Here is a 20,595-nt window from a genome sequence, read left to right on the forward strand (position 1 = left end):
CCGAGGGTTCTCGCCAACTGCTCATTCTTAGCTTCCAATTCCTTTTTCTCGGCTAATAGCTGTTGATACTCCTCGGCCGTTACATGAGTCGCAGGAGCCTTGGGCTTCGACGCAGAGACATGGCCATTCTGCTTATACTCCCGCACCCAACGATTCACCACATTCGGCCGTATATCGTACTTCCTTGCAACGACGGCGCTTGTCCCAGTCTCAAGACACTCCTGAACAACCTGCTGTTTAAACTGTGCCGAAAACTTCCGCCTAACCATTGAACAACCTCCTGTATCTAGTGTCCTACAGATCCAGGGTTCTGTCCAATCTGATTACGGGGCTTAAGAGGCGTCACGCAAATTAAAGAGTTTGTCCGGCCACATCGGCCGCCACGCCAGCCGCAGGCAAAGATCCGGTATGAAACAAAACCCGGCCAACAGGCCCAAATTGACTGGGGATTCTGCGAGGAGATGGATGAGAATGGCCACAGGCGCAAAGTTGCGGTGTTTGTCATGGTCCTTGGGTACTCCCGTGCCATGTACGTCGAATTCACCCGGCGCTGCGATATCTATAGTTTTCTGCGCTGCTTCATCCATGCTCTTGAGCACTTCGATGGCGTTCCCAAGTTCGGTTTGACGGACCACATGAAGACGGTCGTCATCGGTCGAAACGATGATGGAACACCCAAATGGCATCCGCTGTTCGAAGATTTTGTACTGACCGTGGGCCTGACACCTAAGCTCTGCAAGGTTCGTATGCCCCAAACAAAGGGCAAGGTCGAGCGTGGCGTAGCCTTTGTCAAGGACAACTTCTGGCCTGGTCGGCGGTTTACAGGCATGGCGGATCTCAATCGTCAAGCGCTGGCATGGTGCGAAGAACAAGACCGCCGCATTCACGGGACAACCGGAGAGCGACCGTGCGATCGTATGAAGGATGAGGAATTGAAACCTCTTCCGGCGCCTGACCGGCTACAGAAGTTTCTCCGTGAGGAGCGCAAAGTCTCGATGGACGGGTTCGTGAGTTGGGATGGCGTGCGCTATGGAGTTCCTTGGCGATACAGCGGACGTGTTGTTCTGGTTCGTCAAGTAGGGGCGAAAATCGAAATCTGGTCCGAAGGTGTATGCATCGCTACCCACGACAAATCCGACCGTTGGGGTGGACTTGTACGACTGCAAGGTCAGTACGAGGGATTGTCCGCCGCCCAGGGTCGAGTGTCTCCGAAGGCTATTGCGGTACGTGTTGCAGAATCTGACGTGGAAAAACGCTCACTCTTGGTGTACGAGCAGCTGGCGGAGGTGGGCGTATGCTAGAACTGGAGAAAGTACGGTCACAATTGGCGGAGTTGAAGCTGCACACGGCGGCCGAGATCCTGGAATCCCGTTTACAGATGGCCTCACAGCATGAATCCACTTACGTGGCATTTCTTGCGGATCTGTTGCAAGAGGAAATTTCGCACCGACGGCAGCGCTATATACAGACACAGGTACAAAGAGCCCGTCTTCCCTACCAAAAGACACTGGAGGAATTTGATTTTTCATTCCAGCCGAGTGTAGACAAACGGGTCATTGACGAATTTGCCACGCTCGGTTTTATCCGGGAAGCATTCAACATTGTGTTTTTGGGTCCTCCAGGTGTGGGAAAAAGTCATCTGGCAGTAGCGCTGGCCATGCGGGCATTGAAGGAAGGATATTCCGCCTACTTCGTGACCGTGACAGAACTTCTGGAAGACCTACGGAAGGCACATGCGGAGAACAAACTCGATATTCGGATGCGCAAATACCTGCGCCCGAAGCTCCTCCTGATTGACGAGGTAGGCTACTGGCCATTTGGCCGAGAAGAAGCAAATCTATTCTTCCAACTGGTGAGTACTCGCTATGAACATGGAAGCATTATTTTGACTAGCAACAAGAGCTTTGCCGAGTGGGGAGAACTGTTTGGAGACCCTGTTCTCGCCTCCGCAGTCCTCGACCGGCTACTCCACCACGGGCACATTGTAAACATCCGTGGGCAGAGCTACAGGCTGCGAGAAAAGGTCCGAGCAGGCGTATACAGCTCCCCACGAGAGACAGTCACGACATCCTGATTCAACGCCGCTGGGTGGGTCAAAAGTAACCCGGCGAAACGGGTCAAATTAAATCCGGCGTTGACAACATTCATACTGCAAAAACTTTTAGGGGACGCCCTGCGAACGGATAGTCCCCTAAAAGTCGGTTGGTATGGCGATGGATTCTCCACTACACAGTCCCATTGTCTTGGGTCTTGTTTAGTAAGAGACTTACAGATGACTATCAAAATCACATTCCTGTAAAGGAACAATCTTTGTCTTTTTGACGAACTTGTAGCCTAACCACAGCGCGATGAACAATGGAATGCTGATGTAGGTCGCCACGACCCCTGCCCAATGAATGGCTCCTCCGGTGAAGCCACTATAATCCTGTCCAATGATGACAGTAGTACACAACACCAAAGCGAAAATGGGACCAAACGGATACCATTTTGCTCGATAAGCCAATTGTTCTAAGTCTCTACCTTGTGCCACATACGCCTTTCTAAAACGATAATGGCTGATGGCGATTCCCAACCAGACCAAGAAGCCACTAAGTCCAGAGGCGTTTAACATCCAGGTATACACGACCCCATTACCATACAAGGACGATAGAAATGCAGCGAACCCAATAAGAATATTTACGTATAGAGCATTCATTGGAATACCACGGCCATTGACCTTTCGAAATAGTCTCGGCGCTTTCCCGGTTGTTGCCAATGCCCACAACATGCGAGTCGAAGCATAGAGCGCTGAATTACCGGCGGATAGTACAGCAGTAAGAATGACAGCATTCATGACGGACGCAGCCAGTGCGAGTCCAGCTCGCTGGAATACAAGAGTAAACGGACTGATGGCAACATTGTCGACGCTGGCCTTCAATAAATTCGGGTCGGTATACGGAATCAACATTCCAATGATGAAAATGGTAAGGACATAGAAGATCAGTATGCGCCAAAATACTTGGTTGATGGCTTTGGGGACATTTCTTGCAGGGTTTTCGCTCTCACCTGCGGCAAGTCCGACCAATTCAGTGCCTTGGAACGCGAAACCAGCGACCAAGACGGTACTGAAGATGGCAAGGACACCACCGTGAAAAGGCGTTCCTCCAAGTGTGAATGTATGAAAACCGACGGGGTGACCATTGAAAATGCCAATAATCATCAATACACCAACGGCGAGAAACGCCAAAATGGTCACCACTTTAATACCGGCAACCCAGTACTCGCCCTCTCCATAGCCCTTTACAGATATCACGTTCAATAAAAACAACAAAGCTAAGAAAATTGCACTCCACAGAATGGAAGAGCTGTTGGGAAACCAATACTTCATCACCAGAGATCCGGCCGACAGCTCAGCAGGAATGGTGATGGCCCAGTTGTACCAATAGTTCCAACCCAAGGCGAACCCTAAAGCAGGGTCAACAAATCTCGAAGCATACGTCTCGAATGAGCCTGATACCGGCAGAAAGCTCGCCATTTCACCAAGGCTGGTCATCACGAAATACACCATGACGCCCACGACGAAGTAAGCGAGTAATGCACCGCCGGGGCCGGCTGTACTGATGGAGGACCCGCTCGCCACGAATAGCCCTGTTCCGATGGCACCACCAATGGCAATCATGGACAGATGTCTAGATCTCAAGCCTCGGTGCAATGATTCACTGCTTCTGTTGTCCGTTTCCGAAGTATGTCGTCCCATCTTCTACGAGTGCCTCCTCATCGGTTTCATGTCGACGATAAGTGAGAACCTTAGGATGAGAGCAAAAAAGCCTTGAGCATTTCACTCAAGGCTGGCAAGACCCACGTTTGTAAAACGAGTGTCGTAGCAAAGAATGATAGCTCTCCACAAATCCTTGTGGCAGTGCTGCACATATTCTGTGCAACCCCAGCTGTACCGTGTGAAAGCGCCCACGATACGCTTCGGCAGCATTTCCTTTCCTATCACTTCATCGCCGCTTTCACTCTGTGATAGTACTCTTAAAGGCTGCGCCTCTATCCTAATTATTCACTTATACTTCGATAGTATTTCCGAGAGATGCGTTGTGCGTCAATGTTAAATATTTCTTGAGGTATCCCTGTAAATATACATGCGGGCAATGACATGCCACTTTCACAGCACTATCTTATGAAATAAGACAGTAAAAATACCGTGCCCATGCTTCTGTCCATTGGCACGGTATTCACGGGACATGTGCTTGTTTTGCACCTCAAAGCGGAATCCATTCGGTGTGCGTCACCGCGCGGTTTCCGGCGGTCAAGGGCGCAGTCCCTGCTCGCGGAATCCGCGGTACAATGTCCCCAAGACTGCTTTCCGAGTCAGCAGGCCGACAAATTTGCCCGCGTCGTCCTCGACGCACAGAAACGGCTGGTTTATCATCAATTCCACCGCCTTGAGCATCGATTCCCCACTGTGAATCCTGGGAACTTCGCGACTCATGACGGATTCCACAGTCTGGTCGTGCAGCGAATCCATTTCGTACCCGTTGAGACCAGCCACAGCGTTCATGATCAAGTTGGTGTGAATGGTGCCCTGGACAACCGACGCCCTATCCAACACCGGTATGGCGGAGTAGCCGGAGTTCGTCAACACGAGCAGCGCATGATCCAACGTATGAAACGGACTGACAATGGCGACATTGTCAGCGCGAATCATGAGTGAAGTCACTGGGCGCAGCACAAGCTCGGCAATGCGGTTCTCCGTCAAAAACGTCCACATCCTTCCCCTAACGCAGCGGCACTCAGAGATTCTGCGTGCCACAATCCCAGACCCTTGCACGCTCTATTTATTGTACCGCATTCCCCTGGGGAAGGCACTTGTGGTCATCGCGGAGAATCCACTTGAACTCCGTCTCATCCCGGAGGAAATTCCATGACCCGTTTGACGTTTGCCCACAACAAACAGCGCCAGAGAGGCATCCTCCGGCGCTGTTGATCACATCACACGTGTGCGACCCGGCGTGCCTTGGCACCGGCAGGGTCTTCCGAGCCGAAGCGTCGCTTCGGCTCGGGCAGCGAACGAACACAGACCGAGCACATGCTCGCAAACATGAACGTGACAATGGTAACGTGGATGAGAAACGCGGTCAGGCTCAACTCTGTGTAAATCAACAGCCAACCGCTGAATGCCTGCAGAACCACCAGAATCAGAGACGTGCGGCACTGACGGAACAGTCGCGGATACGCATCCCGCATCCGGTATGATTTCACCGTCAGCAGCACCATGAACAGCAGCAATCCGAGCGCCAGTGACCGGTGCGTCACATCGATGATAAACGCAACACCGGCGTGTTGATACGTCTCAGTGGGCAGCGGCCAACCCTGAAACCGACCACCGGCTCCCGTGCTGGCCACGTACGCGCCGAAATAGATGGCGAACAGGAGATACGGCAGCGTGAACCACGCCCATCTGGCAAACGCCTTGTCCGGCAATTCACCGCGCAGGGCCGGACGTGCTTCCGGGCCTCCGCTCTGATCAATCTGTCCAATCGTCTGTGTCAAACACAGGACCGCACCGAAGGACACCAGAGCAATCCCCATGTGCGTCGCCGTCACCGCGGGCGGATTCACGAACAACACGGCCATGGCACCGAGCGCGGCTTCCGCCAACACGAACAGTACGGCCACCGAAATGAACACCTTGACCTCCACATAGGCCCGGTACCGGCGCCACGCCCACACCGACACCGTCACCAGGAGCACCATGAACACAAACACGACCGCCCGGTGCGTGAATTCAATCGCGGCCGCCTGTTGCCAATGAGCCGGCAGGAGACCATTGGAGCTGAACGGCCACGCCCGCCCCATACCCTCCGACGAGTTGGTGCGCGTATCGATGAACCCCATGGTGTTCACGAAAAACTCCAACACGAGCGTGACCACGGCCAACCAATAGACAGCGCTCCGTCGGTGGCCAGCCGTCTCCTTGGCAGGCGACTGGGCCGACAATGTATTCCGCATGGCTTTATACAAGGGTGCCCACCACCATTCCGGCAAACATCAACGGCAGATACATCAGTGAAGCGAAGAACGTGCGCCTCACCCAGACGGTATCGCAGTCCGGCTCGCGATACATCTTCCATGTCACCCAGAGGAATCCCCCACCGACGACAATGGAGCATACCAGGTAAATCCAGTGGAACGGTGCGCTGAAGTACAGAGCCAAGCCGGTCAACCACAGCGCCAGTGCGTATCCGAGCGACTGTACTTTCGTGGCGCGGACCCCGCGCACCACCGGCATCATCGGTACGTTCGCCCGCCGATAGTCCTCGTTCTTCAGGAGCGCCAGCGACCAAAAATGGGGTGGCGTCCAGAGAAAGATGAGGCCAAACATCAGCCACGCGGCGATGCTCACATGTCCGGTCACCGCGGACCACCCCATCAATGGCGGCACCGCGCCAGCTCCTCCGCCAATCACGATATTTTGCGGGGTGCTGCGCTTCAGCCACATGGTGTACACCACCGCGTAGTACACGAATCCCGCCGCCGACAGCACCGCGGTCATCGGGTTCAGCCACACGGTGCACACCACCACGGACAGCACGCCGAGACACAGCCCGAAAATCAGCGCGGACCGAGCCGGAACGATGCCCGCCGGAATGGGCCTCTGGGCCGTCCGTTTCATAATCCGGTCAATATCGCGGTCATACCACATGTTGATGGCGGCCGATCCGCCCGAGGACAATCCCAGTCCCACCACCAACGCGATGATCACGTGCCAGCCGGGCCAGCCGCGCGCGGCAACGATGGCCGCGCAAAACGCGGTCAACACCACGAATGCACTGATGCGCGGCTTGGTCAACTCCACATACGCTTTGACCACCGTCCACACGGACGCCTGCCCCGCTGTCTTGACCGCCAACGATTCTGCTCTTGCTATCGCCATCCGCCACACCTCCTTCCCAGTATGCTCAAAAAGCCGGGACGTCTATGTGCGCTGCTTCACATTTGGCGATGAACGGCTGATGCATTTCCGCTCAGCCGTTCACCAACCGACGCTCAGTACTCCGCCTACTGAACCTGATAGCCGAAGGACATAATCCAAATGGACGCGCCGATGAAAATGATGGCGAAGAAAAACCCAATCGACAGAATCACAGTCTGGTACGCCGGACCGTTGCCGTCTCCGTGCGTGAAGTGCATGAACATGAACAACTGGACGAAGATCTGCAGCACCGCGCACAGCAGAATGCCGATGACGAGCGGCGTCGGTTTCCACACGTGATCCAGAACCAGCCACAGAGGAATGACCGTCAACACCAGCGACAAGATAAACCCAATCACATATTGCCACGGAAACGAAGGCGTCGCGTGCGCCGTGGACGGATGTTGACCGGACATCACATCACCCCCATCAGATAGACGACCGTGAACAGGAACACCCACACGACGTCAAGGAAGTGCCAGTACATATTCACGATGAACACCTTGCGCGCCGTGATGGGATTGATACCGAACCGCACCAACTGGATGATAATCCCTGTCATCCACAGAATACCGAGCGACACGTGGCAGCCGTGCGTCCCGACCAGCGTGAAGAACGCCGACAGGAATGCGCTGCGCTGCAGCGTCGCGCCGTCCATTGCCATGTGCACAAACTCTTTGACTTCCAATCCCACGAAGGAGAGACCCAGCAGCACCGTGACAATCAGCCAGCCCACAACCCGGTTCCGTTTGTCGCGGTGCATCTCAAAAGTCGCCAAGCCACCGGTGAAACTACTCGTCAACAGAATGAACGTCTCAGCCACGAAACTTGGGATGTCAAACAGCTCTTTTCCCGTCGGTCCGCCGTCCACGTGCGAACGGAGCACGATGAACGTGGCGAACAGACAGGAGAACAGAATCAAGTCCGTCGCAAGAAACACCCAGAAACCGAGAATCTTCAGGGCACCGTCTTCGGTCTGGTACTCCACTGGCCGATCCGGATAGTCCACGTGGATGTGGCCGGCGCCGTGGTGGTTTTCTGCAGGAGCGTGTGCTGTTGTCGTCATCCTTGCAACCTCCCCAGTGCCGATTCGGTATGAATCACTTCATCGACCGGAATGTAATAGTCGGTGTCGTACTCAAAGGACCTCCGGAACAGGCAGTACGCAATGCCGATACCCGCGATGACGTCCATCGGCACCACGCCAAACGTCAGTCCCAGGCCGAGTACAAAGAACCACAGCGACAGGATGAACGGACGTCCGGAATTCTTCGGCATATGAATGGGCTTGAGCTCGTCCTTCGCCGGCAGGAAGTCCGCCTTGCTCAGCTCGCCCTGTTTTGCCAGCCACCATGCGTCGCGCCCTTGGATGGTCGGAATGGTGGCGAAGTTATAGTGCGGCGCAGGCGACGGCAGCGACCACTCCAGCGTGCGGCCATCCCACGGATCGCCGGTCAAATCCCGTTCGCCGTACTTGATGCTGTAGATGATCTGCCAAACCATGAACACGAAGCCAATGCCCATCAGATACGCGCCGATGGTCGAAATGAAGTTTGGCACCGTCCAACCAAGGCCGGACGGATAGGTGTAGATGCGGCGCGTCATCCCCATGAAGCCGAGCGCGTACTGAGGCAGGAAACAGACGTAAAAGCCGATGTTGAAGAACCAGAACGCCCACCGACCCAACCGCTCGTTGAGCAGGAAGCCAAACATCTTCGGCCACCAGTAGTACATTCCGGCCAGCATGCCGAACACGGTGCCGCCAATCAACACCTGGTGGAAGTGCGCAATCAAGAAATAGCTGTTGTGATACTGGTAGTCCGCCGGAGCCACCGCCAGCATCACGCCCGTGGCGCCGCCGATGGCGAAGCACGGAATGAACGCAATGGCCCACATCATCGGCAGACTCATGCGAATCCGGCCGCGGTACATGGTGAACAGCCAGTTGAACACCTTGACCCCCGTCGGAATGGCAATCACCATCGTGGCGATGGCGAAGAACGTGTTGACATCCGCGCCGGAGCCCATCGTGAAGAAGTGATGAACCCAGGTCAGGAAACCGACGATGCTGATGGCCATCAGCGCAAACACCATCGATCCGTACCCAAACGTCGCCTTCTTCGAGAACGTCGAAATCACTTCGGAGAAGATGCCGAACGCGGGCAGAATCACGATGTACACCTCGGGGTGACCCCAAATCCAGAACAGGTTAATGAACATCATAGGATCGCCGCCGTGCAGAATCGTGAAGAAATGCGCACCGAGCGCACGGTCCAGCAGCAGCAGCGCCAACGCCACGGTCAATGCCGGGAAAGCGAACAAAATCAGAATGCAGGCGGCCAATACCGACCAGGTGAACAGCGGCATCCGCCACAGCGTCATTCCCGGCGCGCGCATCTTCAGGATGGTCACCAAGAAGTTGATGCCGGTCGCGATACTCCCGATACCGGAGATGGACAGCGCCAACAGATAGTAGTTTTCGCCCGGCCCATTGCTGAAGCCAAGCTCCGACAGCGGCGGATAGCTGGTCCACCCAGCATCCGGCGAACCGCCAATCACGAACGAGATGTTCAACAACAGAGCGCCCAGGAAGAACATCCAAAAGCTAATCGCGTTCAGATACGGATATGCGACGTCGCGCGCGCCGATTTGCAGCGGCACAGCGATGTTGAACATCGCGAAGATGAACGGCATGGCCATGAACAGAATCATGATGGTGCCATGCGTCGTAAAGATCTCATCGTAGTGTTCCGCGTCCAGAAACGTCATGTTCGGCAGCGCCAGTTGCGTGCGCATCAACTCCGCGTCGACACCGCCGCGGAACAGCATGAGCAGCGCCGCAATCAAATACATAATGCCAATCTTCTTATGGTCCACGGTCGTCAGCCACTCACGCCACAGCCAGCCCCACTTCCGGAACTTCGTGAGCGCAAAGACGATGGCGACGGAGACCAGGACAATCATCACGTCAGAGCCCAGAATCATGGGTTCCGTGATAAAAATTCCCCAATGCGGAATTGGATTCACAGCGTCTTCCCCCTCTCGTCATTGCCCAGAATCGGAGTTGCCCATGTCCATGTTGGACATGTCCATCGAACCGGAGCTGTTCCCCGTGCTGTCCGACGCTCCCGGCATCTGTTGTTTGTACATGTATTGCCCGCCGTTCTGCATGACCACGTCATTGAACAGACCGGGCGGATACGAAGAGTACGACTGTTGCTTCGCCAGGCTGTCCTGCTTCAACTGGTTGTACCCCGCCATGGTCAGCGCCGGCGATGAGGACTTGACCTGGTTCACCCAGTTGGTGAAGTCCGCCTCGGACATCGAGTTGACTTTGAAATTCATGTGCGCGAAGCCCTCTCCGCTGAAGTTCGCGCCATATCCGCTGTACGTTCCCGGCTTGTCGGCCTGCAGCCACAGCCGCATCGCCATGCCCGGCATGGTGTATTCCTGACCACCCAACTGCGGAATCCAGAACGAGTTCATCGGCGCGTCCGACGTCAACTCAAACTGCACCGGCACGCCGGTCGGAATGTTGACGTAGTTCACCGTCGCGATTTTTTGATCCGGATACTCGAACAGCCACTTCCAGTTGAGAGAGACCACCTGAATGGTGATGGGTTTCACGTTGTTCTCAGGGGGCTTGGTCAACGAAAACGTCGTCTTTGCCGTGAACGCCCCGAGGATGGCAATGATGATGATGGGAATTCCCCACCAGACGATTTCCAACTTCTTGCTGTCCACCCACTGCGGGGAGTACGGCGCGTTGTTGCCCGGCTTATCCCGATATCGATACACAATGACCGCAAGCAAAATGAGAACAGGAATGACAACAATGGCAACCAAAATGGTCGACAGAATGATGAGATGAAGTTCCGTCTTCGCAACCGGTCCAACCGGATTGAACACCACGTATTCCGGACTGCAACCAGTCAGAAGAACCGCCATCGCGGCAACCATCGTAGCGAGTTTGCCGAAATGCGGAGGAAATCCTCGTTGCACTGCCCTCTCTCCTTTCCTAGCAGGAATCGCAATCTCTCTCAGGCTGTTCGGGTTCACCGATCCCTCATTCGTCGGTGTGACAAACGTCACAACGAACCTTGCAAACCACAGCATACGCCCCCTTTTCGGCTCATGCCAGCGCGTTTCGACACAAATTCACGATCTGGTCACAATGCCGTTCACAATCCTGTCAAATTGGCGCACAATATAGGAAGAAAAATAGAATGATGGCTGGCCCGAAGGGCTCAGCAACGAGGAGGAGGTTCCTTTGCCCAATTCATCGTACGACGTCATCATCCTCGGCGCCGGCTCCATGGGGCTGATGGCTGGATTGTACCTGGCCAGGCGCGGACAGTCCGTCCTGCTGCTGGACACCTGCGAACCCCCTCACAGCTTCGGCAGCCACCACGGCGGCACCCGCCTGCTGCGGGTCGCCTACGGCGAAGGAACCGCCTATGTCCCACTGGCCCTTCGCGCCCGCCAGTTGTGGTTGGAACTCGAAGCGGAGCACCGCCATTGGCTGTCCGAATCCCCCGCGCACATCTCCAGTCAACCTGAAACCGCCACGCTGTTCGCTCCCATCGGCGTGTTGAATGTGATGCCCCGCCACAGCTCTGCGCTCCGTGAGATTGAGAATAGCGTCCGCACGCACGACCTTCCCGGCGCTACGCTCGACGCGGAGGAAGCGATGCGGCGGTGGCCAGGACTCGCCCTGTCCTCGGACATGCTGGCTCATTTCGATCCGCTCGGCGGCGTGCTCTTCAACGAACGGGCGCTGCTGGCGGGCAAACGACTGGCTTTGGCCGCCGGGGCCGACGCCCGCTTTGAAGGCCATCTGGATGCGTTGCACCTCCACCATGACGGCGTCAGCATGGTGTGGAGCGGTGCGGCGTTGTCCGCGAAGCAGCTGCTCATCTCTGCCGGAGCCGGATCGGCTGCGTTATTGCAGCGCTTTATCCCAGACTGGGCCGTGCCCTTGCAGCCCACCCGCAAGGTGTTCGCGTGGTACCACCCGGCTGACGATGAACACGCGTCGCGCTACACCGCACCGTCTTTTCCCGGGTTCAGTTTTGAAACGGACGCGGGTTGGTTCTACGGCTTCCCCGATTTCGGCGAGGGGGTGAAGGTGGGGCGGCACGATGGTGGTACGCCCTGCACGCCCGCCACCGTGGACCGCACGTTCCACGCCGGCGGCGCGGAAGACGAAGAGCTGCAGACCTTTCTGCGGCGGTTCCTCCCCGGCGCCGCGGGTCCGCTGCGGGAGGGCAAGGTCTGCATGTACACCATGACACCGGACGAACATTTCGTGATAGACCGCCATCCCACGCATCCACACGTGTTTCTGGCCACCGGTTTTTCCGGCCACGGATTCAAGTTCGCATCGGCCGTCGGCGAAGCGTTGGCTATGTGGCTGTGCCAGGAAACGCCGTTGGTGGACCTGAGCCCATTTTCCGCGCGGAGATTCAGCCGCACTTGATTTGTGCTGAATCGGATTGTTATCATCAAAAGGGAGACATACTGAATCGGTAAACCCTGTCGCATGACTGGCGGACACAGTGGAGGTAAACCACGGGGGAGTGCGACAGTTTGAAAGCCGGCCGCCTGGGCGCATGGATGTGACGCCTGGGCGGCCTTGTCGTGATTTTGGAACATTTCAGGATGAAGAACGCCCGGAGATTCCAATTCAGAAGGGAGCCTGACCCCATGACCATCTGCCTCAAGGGACGGCCCGTGACGGAGCCGCTGCACAAACACATCCGCGCGGAAGTCGCGAGACATAAAGCGAACGGTGTTACGCCCAAAGTTGTCACGCTGTTGGTGGAAGGCGACCCCGCGTCTCTCTACTACGCGCACATAAAGCAGCGTCTGGCTGAAAAGTTGGGCATCTGCTTCGAACTGATTCGCTTTCCCAGCCGGGTTCACAGCCGAGAGATATTGCAAACGATTCGTAGGTTGAATGAGAATGCGGCGGTTCACGGCATCATGTTGGAATTGCCGCTACCGCCCTACCTGCCCACGCGCGAGATCATTGACAGCATTTCGCCGCTGAAAGATGTGGACGGGTTGACCCCGTTCAATCGCCAGGCCAACCTGACTGGCCAGCCGGGCATTTACCCGGCAACTCCGCAAGCCTGTCTCCGGCTGGTTGCGCATTATGGGTACAGTGTGTCCGGAAAGCACGTCGCGCTCATCGGCTGCGGTCAAACCGTAGGCATGCCGCTGTTGCACCTGCTCCTCCGAGAGAATGCGACGGTGACCGCCTGTCATGCCGGTACAGCGGACATCGCCCACCACGTGAAGCAGGCGGACTTCGCATTTGTCGCCGTCGGCAAGCCAAACCTGTTGACGCCGGACATGGTGCATCCGCAGTTGGTGGTGGTGGACGCCGGGATTAACGAAATTGAAGGCGGCCGCATTGTCGGGGATGTGGCGCCGGAAGTGGCGGGCTGTGTGGCGGCGCTGTCCCCCACCCCGGGCGGCGTTGGTCCTGTCACCACCGCACAGTTGTTTCTCAATCTCCTGCGCGCCATCGAACTTCAACAGGTGGATAAGGAGCGAGAAACAGTTCCGGCCGCGCGCCTCTGAGCGGGGCCCGGCCGGAAACCTGTGGGTTCATGCGCTCCGTGCGCCCTCGTACATTGCATAGCAAGCCCCACACGCCACCCATGCTTCGCCGCGGCGTGCAGGGGCCACGACTCATCGCCACTCGGCCAACTGCTCTGCCACCATCTCCCCGACCAACTCCACCACGCCTGGATGGACGCCGAGGGGACGCGAAATACGGGTCTGCACGGACGTCTCCGCCACCCCCGCCTGTGCCAAGCCACGCTCCACTCGCTCGGGCAGGGTCCGCGTCAAATACCCTTGGAACCACAGATACGGCCATACCCAGATGGACCGCTCACCGTCCGCCACCACGCGCGCGAGCACCGTCTCCAGCATAACCCCGGTCCCAGCGAGATAGGCAGTTTCCAGTCGACGAATGCCGTATCGCTCCTGCGCGCGACGAGCTATCGTCTCAAACATCGCCTGCGCCTGTTCATCGCGGCTGCCCCGGCCGACAAACACCACCGTGCCGGACGCGTGCCGAGTGAATCCTGTCTGCTCGAGCCGTTCGTACGCGACGTCGAGTAACGCGTCCTGATGGCCCAGCGGTGGTGTCATACGCACGGCCACGCCGTCCAACAGCCCCTGCGCGGACGCTAATTCATGGGGAATGTCGCGCTTCAGGTGCCCAGCGGCAAACAAAAAAATCGGAACCAGCAGCAATCGGCTGGCTCCGTCCGCTCGACACGCGCGAACCCCCTCAACCACATCCGGCCGGGCCAACTCCAGGTAGGCGTGGTGCACAGACACCGGCAGAGCCTCGGATTTGGCTTCAAGGATGTGCCGCGCATGCGCCATGGCAAGATCCTTGAGTTGCAGAAATTCCGCCTGGCCTGCGGGATTGCGGGTGCCGTGCCCGAGAAAGAGTACAGACGTGCGCACAGTCATCCCCCCACGCCACCTGCGACGAGCGGCGCGCGACTGCAGTTGCTGTCGGCAAGCCAGTTATGAATAATCCTTTGTGCAAACGGGGTGGCGGACTCCAAAGCGTCGAATCCTCCCGCGAGCCACTCCTGGGTCCGCGCATCCAACGAACGCCCGGCGACCATGGTCCAGGGCAGGCATCGAATCCGAACATCTCGTGAAGCCGCGGTCTCTTCCGCAGCGTCCGGATGGTCGGAGAACACAGGAACAGAACGGTCCTGAAGCGTGGAGTTCACAATCCCAGCGAGTTCACCATCCCCAGGCGCCCAATCCGGCACAATCCCCTCCTGCCGCAGGGCTGCGTCTGCAGCTTCAGTTTTGGCGGAGAACCGCACGTTGGCCAACTTTCGCACATCCAGTCCCGCCGCGCGCCATGTCCTGAAGAAGCACGCCACCCCGAGCGCCGTGTGGAATTCCCACACGGCCGGCGCATTCGCGCTTTCCAAAACGGCGTTCGCCAGCGCGGCGGACTCCAGCGTCATCACATCCTCCACCGCCAGTGCGACCGTTTCCGCGCCCAGCATTTCCAGTTGCACAGCCAGGTCGTCGGCGGCCCGCCGAGTTTCCGCCGCCGCCACCAAACGGCGCCCAAACAGCGGTTGGGCTTCCGCCCACTGCAGCGTTCTCCGCTCTGCCACCACAGGGCCGACGACGATACAGGCCGGCGCCTGAAACTGCTTCGCGCGCACCTTGTCGACAATGTTCGCCAATGTGCCGTCCAGGGTTTCCTGCTCTGCACGCGTGCCCCATCGAACCAGCGCCACCGGGGTTTCTGCCGGTTTTCCGTGCTGCAGCAACTCATCCACAATTCGCGGAAGCTGCCGGACGCCCATCAAAATCAACAGGGTGCCGTCCAGAGTCGCCAGCGCGCCCCAGTCCGGCCCCTCTTCACCTGCTGGACGATGCCCCGTCACCACCGTGAAAGAGGGCGATACCGAGCGGTGCGTCACAGGAATGCCCGCATACGCGGGTGCGGCAATCGCCGAAGTGACGCCCGGCACCACCTGCCAGGGAATGCCGCTCGACGACAGTGCGGCCGCCTCCTCACCCCCTCGTCCGAAGACGAACGGGTCTCCGCCTTTCAGCCGAACCACCGTCTTTCCCGCGCGGGCGAGTCGGACGAGCAGAGCGTTGATCTCCTCCTGCGGCAGCGTGTGCGCAGCCGCCGCCTTGCCGACATCAAACCACTCGGCGTCCGGCCGCGCATACCCGAGCAAGCGCGGTGAAACGAGGCGGTCGAACACGATGGCGTCCGCCTGTTCCAAACACCGCTTGCCTTTGACCGTCAACAGCCCGGGATCGCCCGGCCCTGCGCCGACCAGGTACACGCAACCGATGGGCATGGAATTCCCCTCCTAAGCAAACATTCCTCCGACGCCCCTGTCGTTGCGGTCATCAGCTGACGGAAAGGGTCTCCAGCGCGTGCAGCCGATCAAACCCCACGCGGTGGCAGTAATCCCCAAACCGTTCACCGGGCTGCCGTTCCGCCGCATAGGCCTGCAACAGAGGGCGCAAGGTCGATGCGAGCTCCGCCAGCGGAACCATTTCCTTGAACAGCGTGTTCATACGGCTGCCGTCGGGGCTCGCTCCGAGAAACACGTCGTATTTGCCAATGACTCGGCCCACAAAGCCGATTTCCGCGATGTACGGGCGGGCGCATCCGTTCGGGCAGCCGGTCATGCGCAGGCTCACAGGCGTGTCGCCGAGCCCCAGTTCCTGCAGCATCGCTTCGAATTCGCGAATTACCTTCGGAAACACCCGTTCCGATTCCGCGATGGCCAACCCACAGGTTGGCAGCGCCACACAGGCCATGGACTCGAGCCGCGACGGCGGAAGTTCCTCCGCCAGCGGTACACCCGCGCCGCGCAAAATTTCTTCGATTTCCCGGACCTGTGATTCCGTCAGTTCCGACAGAATCATATTCTGCTGTGTGGTGAGTCGAATCACCGGGCGGTACTTTGCCACAATGTCGCGAAGCAGCGACTTCAACGGCACTGCGGCCGTATCGCGCAGCCGCCCGTTCTCCACGAAAATGCCGATGTACGCCTTGCCGGACTCATCTCGGTGACTACCCAGATGGTCCGCGGACGATTCCCACTTCAATTCGCGCGGAGGCTGCAGTTCACCGCCGTAGTAGGCTTCCACCTGTCTGCGGAACCAGTCCAGTCCGCGTTTCTCAATCAGATATTTCATGCGCGCGAATTTTCTGTCCACGCGATTTCCGTAGTCGCGCTGCACTTTCACAATCGCTGTGCAGACATCGAGCAGCTGCGCCCGCGTGACAAACGCCAGCGGCTGGCCGAGCGCCGGATGCGTGTTCTTGTCGCTCGCGGTCCGCCCCATGCCTCCCCCGACAATCAGCGTGTAACCGGCCACCGCGTCACCGTCGCGATGCGCCACCACACCGATATCATGGGAGTACACGTCGCAGCAATTGTCTCCTTCGTACGTGAACGCTATCTTGAACTTGCGCGGCAGGTAGGTCCGGCCATACAGCGGCTCTTCCTCCGCATCGTTCCCCAAATCGACCTTTTGTCCATCCAGCCAGATTTCGTGATACGCGTTCGTTTTCGCCGACACTGCGTTGACCACGGAGAGCAAATCCTCGCGCACCTGGTCGTAAAAGGCCCCGTGATGCGGTGCGGCGCAGCAAACCGTGTTCCGCACCTGGTCGCCGCAACCGCCGAGCGTTGTCAGCAGAACTTCGTTGATGCCGCGGATGGTCTCTTTCAAATTGCTCTTCAGAATGTAGTGAAGTTGGAACGTCTGGCGCGTGGTGATGCGCAGGCTGCCGCCGCCGTACATGTCTCCCAGCCGATCGAACTGCAGATATTGATCCGCATTCAACACGCCGCCCGGGATGCGCGCGCGCACCATCATCGTGTACGCGCGCTCCTTCCCTTCTTTCTTCAGGATCTTGCGCAAATCGCGGTCGTCCTGCTGGTACACCCCGTGGAACTTGAGCACCTGAACGTTCTCTTCCGAAAAGTGCGTGGTCCCATCCTGCAGCGCCTCGGCAATCGTTCCGCGAAGGTGACGACTGTCGGCTTTAATTTGCTCCACCTTGGACAACTTCTGAACATCCTGCTCAGACACCCATCTTCACCTCCGCGAGTCCTTCAATCAGGACGTCCGCCACCTCCGGCCGCGTGAACTTCGGAGAGGGGCGTTCACCGGATCGCAAAATCTGGCGAACCTTCGTCCCGCTCAAAATGTATCTGTACTGCGCGTCATGCGGACAGGTCTTTTCCGAAGCCATCCCGTCGCACTTCTCGCAGTAAAAACTGTTCTCGAAAAACATCGGTTGAATGCCCAGCTCTTCCGGTGAGAAGTTGCGGAAAATGTGCTGCGCGTCATACGTGCCGTAATAGTTGCCAACGCCCGCGTGATCGCGCCCTACGATGAAGTGGGTGCAGCCGAAATTCTTCCGCACCAGCGCGTGGAAAATCGCCTCACGCGGTCCCGCGTACCGCATCGCCGCCGGGTATACCGCGAAGAACACTCGGTCTTTGGGATAGTACAAATCGAGCAATACCTGATAACTCCGCATCCGGACGTCCGCCGGAATGTCATCCGCCTTCGTCTCACCCACCAGCGGGTTGAGGAACAGGGCGTCGACCGTTTCGAGGGCGGTCTTCTGGATGTACTCGTGCGCCCGGTGGACGGGATTCCGCGTCTGAAATCCCACCACAGTCCGCCAGCCCCGCGCTTCGAAGGCGGCTCGGGTCTGAACCGGATCGAGATAAAACTCAGCAAATTCCTCCGGCTGCTTGCGATTCAACAAGGTGATGGGCCCTCCCAGGTGGTACCCGGGCTGCTTGAGCAGCCGCGCAACGCCCGGATGCGCCTCATCCGTTGTTCCGTACACGCCAGCCGCTTCAAACCGCTTGTCGGCAGCGTACACATCCTCCACCTGCAGGGTTCCGTACGTCACACCGTCCTCGCCGACCAGCGCCACGGTCTCGCCCACTTTCACCGACTTGGCGACGTCCTCCGGCACCGGAAGGGTCACCGGAATACTCCAGACCAACCCGTTCGCCAACCGCATTTCCTCAACAATCCGTTTCCAGTCCTCCTCGTTGGCAAAGCCCGTGAGCGGAGAAAACACGCCAACGCCAATCAACTCCAGATCCGAGCGCGTCCAGTTGCTGATGATGATTTTTCGCAAACCGGCCGCTTCACGGAGGGCTTCCGTCCGAGCCTGCCCCGTCAGCTGCCGTTGAACCAGTTGTCCACCATGTGGCGCAATCAAACCCATGTCGAAAATCCCCTTCCGTGGCCTTCTTGCACAGGTACTCGCCTGTACGGATGTGTGAACCGTTATGTGTTTATAACAAGTCGCTCACTTGGCGAGCAAATTCCAACTCGACCAACCGAGCATCATGACGATGGCGGTTTGCACAGCCCATTCGGGCATTTTCAACGTCATTCTGCTGCCAACCAAAATACCGGGGATGGATCCGCACAGCAGCATGAGGACCATGCCCAAATCGACGTTTCCGAACATCAGGTGGGCCAGGCCGCCCACGCCCGTGACCAACATACCCTGCAGGATATCCGTCCCCACCAACTTCGCGGCAGAAATTGGGTACAGCAAGCCGAGCAGCGCCACATAGAGGCTGCCGCTGCCGACGGACGTCATTCCGACCACCGCCCCCGCCACCAATCCAAACCCCGCCAACCGCCAATGGCGCTGTGGACGGGCCGCTGGGTCGTGCTCCTGTGCGGCGGCCACCCCTCGCTCTCGTGCGAACCACCGCCAAACCATCGCGGCGAGCGCCAAAATGTAGACAACCCCCAGCATTCGGCCGACGACGGTATTCACTTCCTGTGCGGGATAGTAGTGAATGAGGAGCCCAATCACACCCGCGCCGAGCAGAGCTCCCGGCACACTGCCGAGCGCCAGCCAGCGAAACGCCACAAAGTCCACGGTTTTCTGATAAATGTGCTGAATGGACCCCACCACCTTGGTGATGGAGGAATACATCAAATCTGTCCCCACAGCGACCGTGGGATGCATGTGCAAAAGGAGAACCATGAGGGGAGTCATCACTGACCCGCCGCCCATGCCAGTGAGTCCAATCAGCCCGCCGACAACGAAACCGACCAGTGCAATTTTGATATCCAACAGTCATCCCCCATCCACAACACCGTGCGCCCCACTTTCGGGGGGATTGTCACCTCAGGCGCAGTGGGTTGTCGGCGTGGTTATTTGTGCAGGCCGCATTCGGTCTTGGCGAAACCGGCCCAACGGCCACTGCGCGGATCGGCCCCCGGTTCCACCGGTTTGGTGCAGTGCAGACATCCGATGCTCGGGTAGTTTTGGTCGTGCAGAGGATTATACGGAACATTCTGCGCGCGAATATAGGTCCACACGTCATCCTGCGTCCAGCGAACGAGCGGATTGACCTTCACCAAATGGAACTTGGCGTCCCATTCGAACACTTTTGCGTTCGCCCGGGTCGGCGCCTGATCGCGGCGGATACCGGTGATCCAACCGTCGAATTTCGCCAGCGTTTCGGTCAACGGCTCCACTTTGCGCAGGTTGCAGCATTGGTTCGGATCGCGAGACCACAGCGCTTCTCCGTACAACTTTGCCTGCTCTTCGAGGGTCAGTTTCGGACGCACCCGCAACAGATTGGGAATCCCGTACTTTTCTTTCGCCCGGTCAATCAGGTCGTAGGTCTCCTGAAACAGAACGTCGGTGTCCAGGTAAAACACGGTGGTCGCAGGCGCAATGTTCATCAGCATGTCGAGCAGAACCATATCTTCCGCACCGAAGCTGCAGGCAAACGCGATATTGGGAACCTCGCGAACGGCGGTCTCCAGAATTTTTTCAGGGCTCGCGGTCTCCAACGTGTCCGCCAAACGCGCAATCGTCTCTGTATCCAAAACGCCGGTCGTCAATGCAACCACCTCATCTTCGGATGTTTACTATCACAAATTATCTGACTGACATCGTACTGTTGAATTGTCTGGTTTGTCAATCGGAATTTGTGTAAAAACACCGCAGTATCGCACGTACCGGGTCATTTGACGCATCATTGAACGCGCAAATCGCGCGAGGAAAAATCCGACCTCCGTGCACTCCATTGACAGCGTTT

The 20,595-nt window shown here is 57.8% G+C and carries 19 protein-coding genes and 2 riboswitches; of the genes, 4 read left to right on the top strand and 15 right to left on the bottom strand.

Features of this window, described 5'->3' with window-relative positions; genetic code table 11:
- On the bottom strand, nt 1–269 hold a 269-nt coding region (locus tag G463_RS0111365), incomplete at its 3' end, for a transposase (RefSeq protein WP_026975256.1).
- An 81-nt stretch (nt 270–350) separates the two neighbouring features.
- On the opposite strand from G463_RS0111365, the gene istA reads away from it, so the two are divergent.
- Together istA and istB are read left to right on the top strand one after the other, a co-directional pair.
- Nucleotides 351–1,301 (top strand): IS21 family transposase, encoded by a 951-nt coding sequence (gene istA, locus G463_RS20105; RefSeq protein WP_084171584.1) that lies wholly within the window; start codon nt 351–353, stop codon nt 1,299–1,301.
- Complete coding sequence (gene istB / locus G463_RS0111375) at nt 1,295–2,074, top strand: IS21-like element helper ATPase IstB (RefSeq protein ID WP_026975257.1); 780 nt, start codon at nt 1,295–1,297, stop codon at nt 2,072–2,074. Before istA ends, istB begins: the two co-directional genes overlap by 7 nt.
- 192 nt (nt 2,075–2,266) lie before the next feature.
- On the opposite strand, the gene G463_RS20110 is transcribed toward istB, so the two are convergent.
- The 8 genes from G463_RS20110 to qoxA all read right to left on the bottom strand — a co-directional run bounded on the left by G463_RS20110 (nt 2,267) and on the right by qoxA (nt 10,918).
- The gene (locus G463_RS20110; RefSeq protein WP_084171588.1) at nt 2,267–3,658 is read right to left on the bottom strand and encodes an amino acid permease; all 1,392 of its coding nucleotides are present in this window, start codon (nt 3,656–3,658) and stop codon (nt 2,267–2,269) included.
- 207 nt (nt 3,659–3,865) lie between these two features.
- Nucleotides 3,866–4,040: riboswitch (Lysine riboswitch) on the bottom strand.
- 251 nt (nt 4,041–4,291) lie between these two features.
- Nucleotides 4,292–4,741, bottom strand: coding sequence for a cyclic-di-AMP-binding protein CbpB (gene cbpB, locus G463_RS0111385; RefSeq protein WP_051322225.1), 450 nt, complete (start codon nt 4,739–4,741; stop codon nt 4,292–4,294).
- A 233-nt stretch (nt 4,742–4,974) separates the two neighbouring features.
- On the bottom strand, nt 4,975–6,006 hold the full coding sequence (locus G463_RS21805; RefSeq protein ID WP_026975259.1) for a COX15/CtaA family protein: 1,032 nt from the start codon (nt 6,004–6,006) through the stop codon (nt 4,975–4,977).
- Complete coding sequence (gene cyoE / locus G463_RS0111395; RefSeq protein WP_026975260.1) at nt 5,999–6,919, bottom strand: heme o synthase; 921 nt, start codon at nt 6,917–6,919, stop codon at nt 5,999–6,001. Before cyoE ends, G463_RS21805 begins: the two co-directional genes overlap by 8 nt.
- A gap of 125 nt (nt 6,920–7,044) precedes the next feature.
- On the bottom strand, nt 7,045–7,374 hold the full coding sequence (locus G463_RS0111400; protein WP_051322226.1) for a cytochrome o ubiquinol oxidase subunit IV: 330 nt from the start codon (nt 7,372–7,374) through the stop codon (nt 7,045–7,047).
- Nucleotides 7,374–8,024, bottom strand: coding sequence for a cytochrome o ubiquinol oxidase subunit III (gene cyoC / locus G463_RS0111405; protein ID WP_026975262.1), 651 nt, complete (start codon nt 8,022–8,024; stop codon nt 7,374–7,376). The genes G463_RS0111400 and cyoC overlap by 1 nt, the downstream gene beginning before the upstream one ends.
- Entirely contained in the window at nt 8,021–9,943 is a 1,923-nt protein-coding gene (locus tag G463_RS0111410; protein ID WP_051322233.1) for a cbb3-type cytochrome c oxidase subunit I, read from the bottom strand. The genes cyoC and G463_RS0111410 overlap by 4 nt, the downstream gene beginning before the upstream one ends.
- Nucleotides 9,944–10,003: 60 nt before the next feature.
- Nucleotides 10,004–10,918 (bottom strand): cytochrome aa3 quinol oxidase subunit II, encoded by a 915-nt coding sequence (qoxA, locus tag G463_RS0111415; protein ID WP_051322234.1) that lies wholly within the window; start codon nt 10,916–10,918, stop codon nt 10,004–10,006.
- 310 nt (nt 10,919–11,228) lie between these two features.
- On the opposite strand from qoxA, the gene solA reads away from it, so the two are divergent.
- A complete protein-coding gene (solA, locus tag G463_RS0111420) occupies nt 11,229–12,437 on the top strand; it encodes an N-methyl-L-tryptophan oxidase (protein WP_026975265.1) in 1,209 nt (402 codons plus the stop codon).
- Nucleotides 12,438–12,490: 53 nt separating this feature from the next.
- Nucleotides 12,491–12,575, top strand: a riboswitch (ZMP/ZTP riboswitch).
- A gap of 89 nt (nt 12,576–12,664) precedes the next feature.
- Nucleotides 12,665–13,546 (top strand): bifunctional 5,10-methylenetetrahydrofolate dehydrogenase/5,10-methenyltetrahydrofolate cyclohydrolase, encoded by an 882-nt coding sequence (locus tag G463_RS0111425; RefSeq protein WP_026975266.1) that lies wholly within the window; start codon nt 12,665–12,667, stop codon nt 13,544–13,546.
- Nucleotides 13,547–13,657: 111 nt separating this feature from the next.
- Here G463_RS0111425 and G463_RS20120 read toward each other — a convergent pair whose 3' ends face one another.
- The 6 genes from G463_RS20120 to G463_RS0111455 all read right to left on the bottom strand — a co-directional run bounded on the left by G463_RS20120 (nt 13,658) and on the right by G463_RS0111455 (nt 20,398).
- A complete protein-coding gene (locus tag G463_RS20120; RefSeq protein ID WP_051322227.1) occupies nt 13,658–14,455 on the bottom strand; it encodes a sirohydrochlorin chelatase in 798 nt (265 codons plus the stop codon).
- The gene (gene cobA, locus G463_RS20125) at nt 14,452–15,834 is read right to left on the bottom strand and encodes a uroporphyrinogen-III C-methyltransferase (protein ID WP_051322228.1); all 1,383 of its coding nucleotides are present in this window, start codon (nt 15,832–15,834) and stop codon (nt 14,452–14,454) included. Before cobA ends, G463_RS20120 begins: the two co-directional genes overlap by 4 nt.
- A 52-nt stretch (nt 15,835–15,886) precedes the next feature.
- Nucleotides 15,887–17,587 carry an NADPH-dependent assimilatory sulfite reductase hemoprotein subunit gene (locus G463_RS0111440; protein WP_026975267.1) on the bottom strand — a complete coding sequence of 567 codons (1,701 nt, stop codon included), beginning with the start codon at nt 17,585–17,587 and terminating at the stop codon, nt 15,887–15,889.
- Nucleotides 17,580–18,749, bottom strand: a complete 1,170-nt coding sequence (gene sat / locus G463_RS0111445; RefSeq protein ID WP_026975268.1) for a sulfate adenylyltransferase — start codon at nt 18,747–18,749, stop codon at nt 17,580–17,582. Before sat ends, G463_RS0111440 begins: the two co-directional genes overlap by 8 nt.
- Before the next feature lie 84 nt (nt 18,750–18,833).
- Nucleotides 18,834–19,619: a sulfite exporter TauE/SafE family protein gene (locus G463_RS0111450; RefSeq protein ID WP_026975269.1), complete on the bottom strand. Its 786-nt coding sequence runs from the start codon at nt 19,617–19,619 to the stop codon at nt 18,834–18,836.
- An 80-nt stretch (nt 19,620–19,699) separates the two neighbouring features.
- Nucleotides 19,700–20,398 (bottom strand): phosphoadenylyl-sulfate reductase, encoded by a 699-nt coding sequence (locus G463_RS0111455; protein WP_051322229.1) that lies wholly within the window; start codon nt 20,396–20,398, stop codon nt 19,700–19,702.
- Nucleotides 20,399–20,595: the final 197 nt, after the last annotated feature.

Source organism: Alicyclobacillus contaminans DSM 17975 (genome assembly GCF_000429525.1).
In the GTDB taxonomy this organism is placed as follows: domain Bacteria; phylum Bacillota; class Bacilli; order Alicyclobacillales; family Alicyclobacillaceae; genus Alicyclobacillus_A; species Alicyclobacillus_A contaminans.

What these genes read in the sequence shown, in the direction of transcription:
- istB (WP_026975257.1), top strand. Translation starts at nt 1,295, where the DNA reads ATGCTAGAACTGGAGAAAGTACGGTCACAATTGGCGGAGTTGAAGCTG.
- G463_RS20110 (WP_084171588.1), bottom strand. Translation starts at nt 3,658, where the DNA reads ATGATTGCCATTGGTGGTGCCATCGGAACAGGGCTATTCGTGGCGAGC.
- cyoE (WP_026975260.1), bottom strand. Translation starts at nt 6,919, where the DNA reads ATGGCGATAGCAAGAGCAGAATCGTTGGCGGTCAAGACAGCGGGGCAG.
- G463_RS0111400 (WP_051322226.1), bottom strand. Translation starts at nt 7,374, where the DNA reads ATGTCCGGTCAACATCCGTCCACGGCGCACGCGACGCCTTCGTTTCCG.
- cyoC (WP_026975262.1), bottom strand. Translation starts at nt 8,024, where the DNA reads ATGACGACAACAGCACACGCTCCTGCAGAAAACCACCACGGCGCCGGC.
- G463_RS0111410 (WP_051322233.1), bottom strand. Translation starts at nt 9,943, where the DNA reads ATGATTCTGGGCTCTGACGTGATGATTGTCCTGGTCTCCGTCGCCATC.
- qoxA (WP_051322234.1), bottom strand. Translation starts at nt 10,918, where the DNA reads ATGGTTGCCGCGATGGCGGTTCTTCTGACTGGTTGCAGTCCGGAATAC.
- G463_RS0111425 (WP_026975266.1), top strand. Translation starts at nt 12,665, where the DNA reads ATGACCATCTGCCTCAAGGGACGGCCCGTGACGGAGCCGCTGCACAAA.
- G463_RS20120 (WP_051322227.1), bottom strand. Translation starts at nt 14,455, where the DNA reads ATGACTGTGCGCACGTCTGTACTCTTTCTCGGGCACGGCACCCGCAAT.
- cobA (WP_051322228.1), bottom strand. Translation starts at nt 15,834, where the DNA reads ATGCCCATCGGTTGCGTGTACCTGGTCGGCGCAGGGCCGGGCGATCCC.
- sat (WP_026975268.1), bottom strand. Translation starts at nt 18,749, where the DNA reads ATGGGTTTGATTGCGCCACATGGTGGACAACTGGTTCAACGGCAGCTG.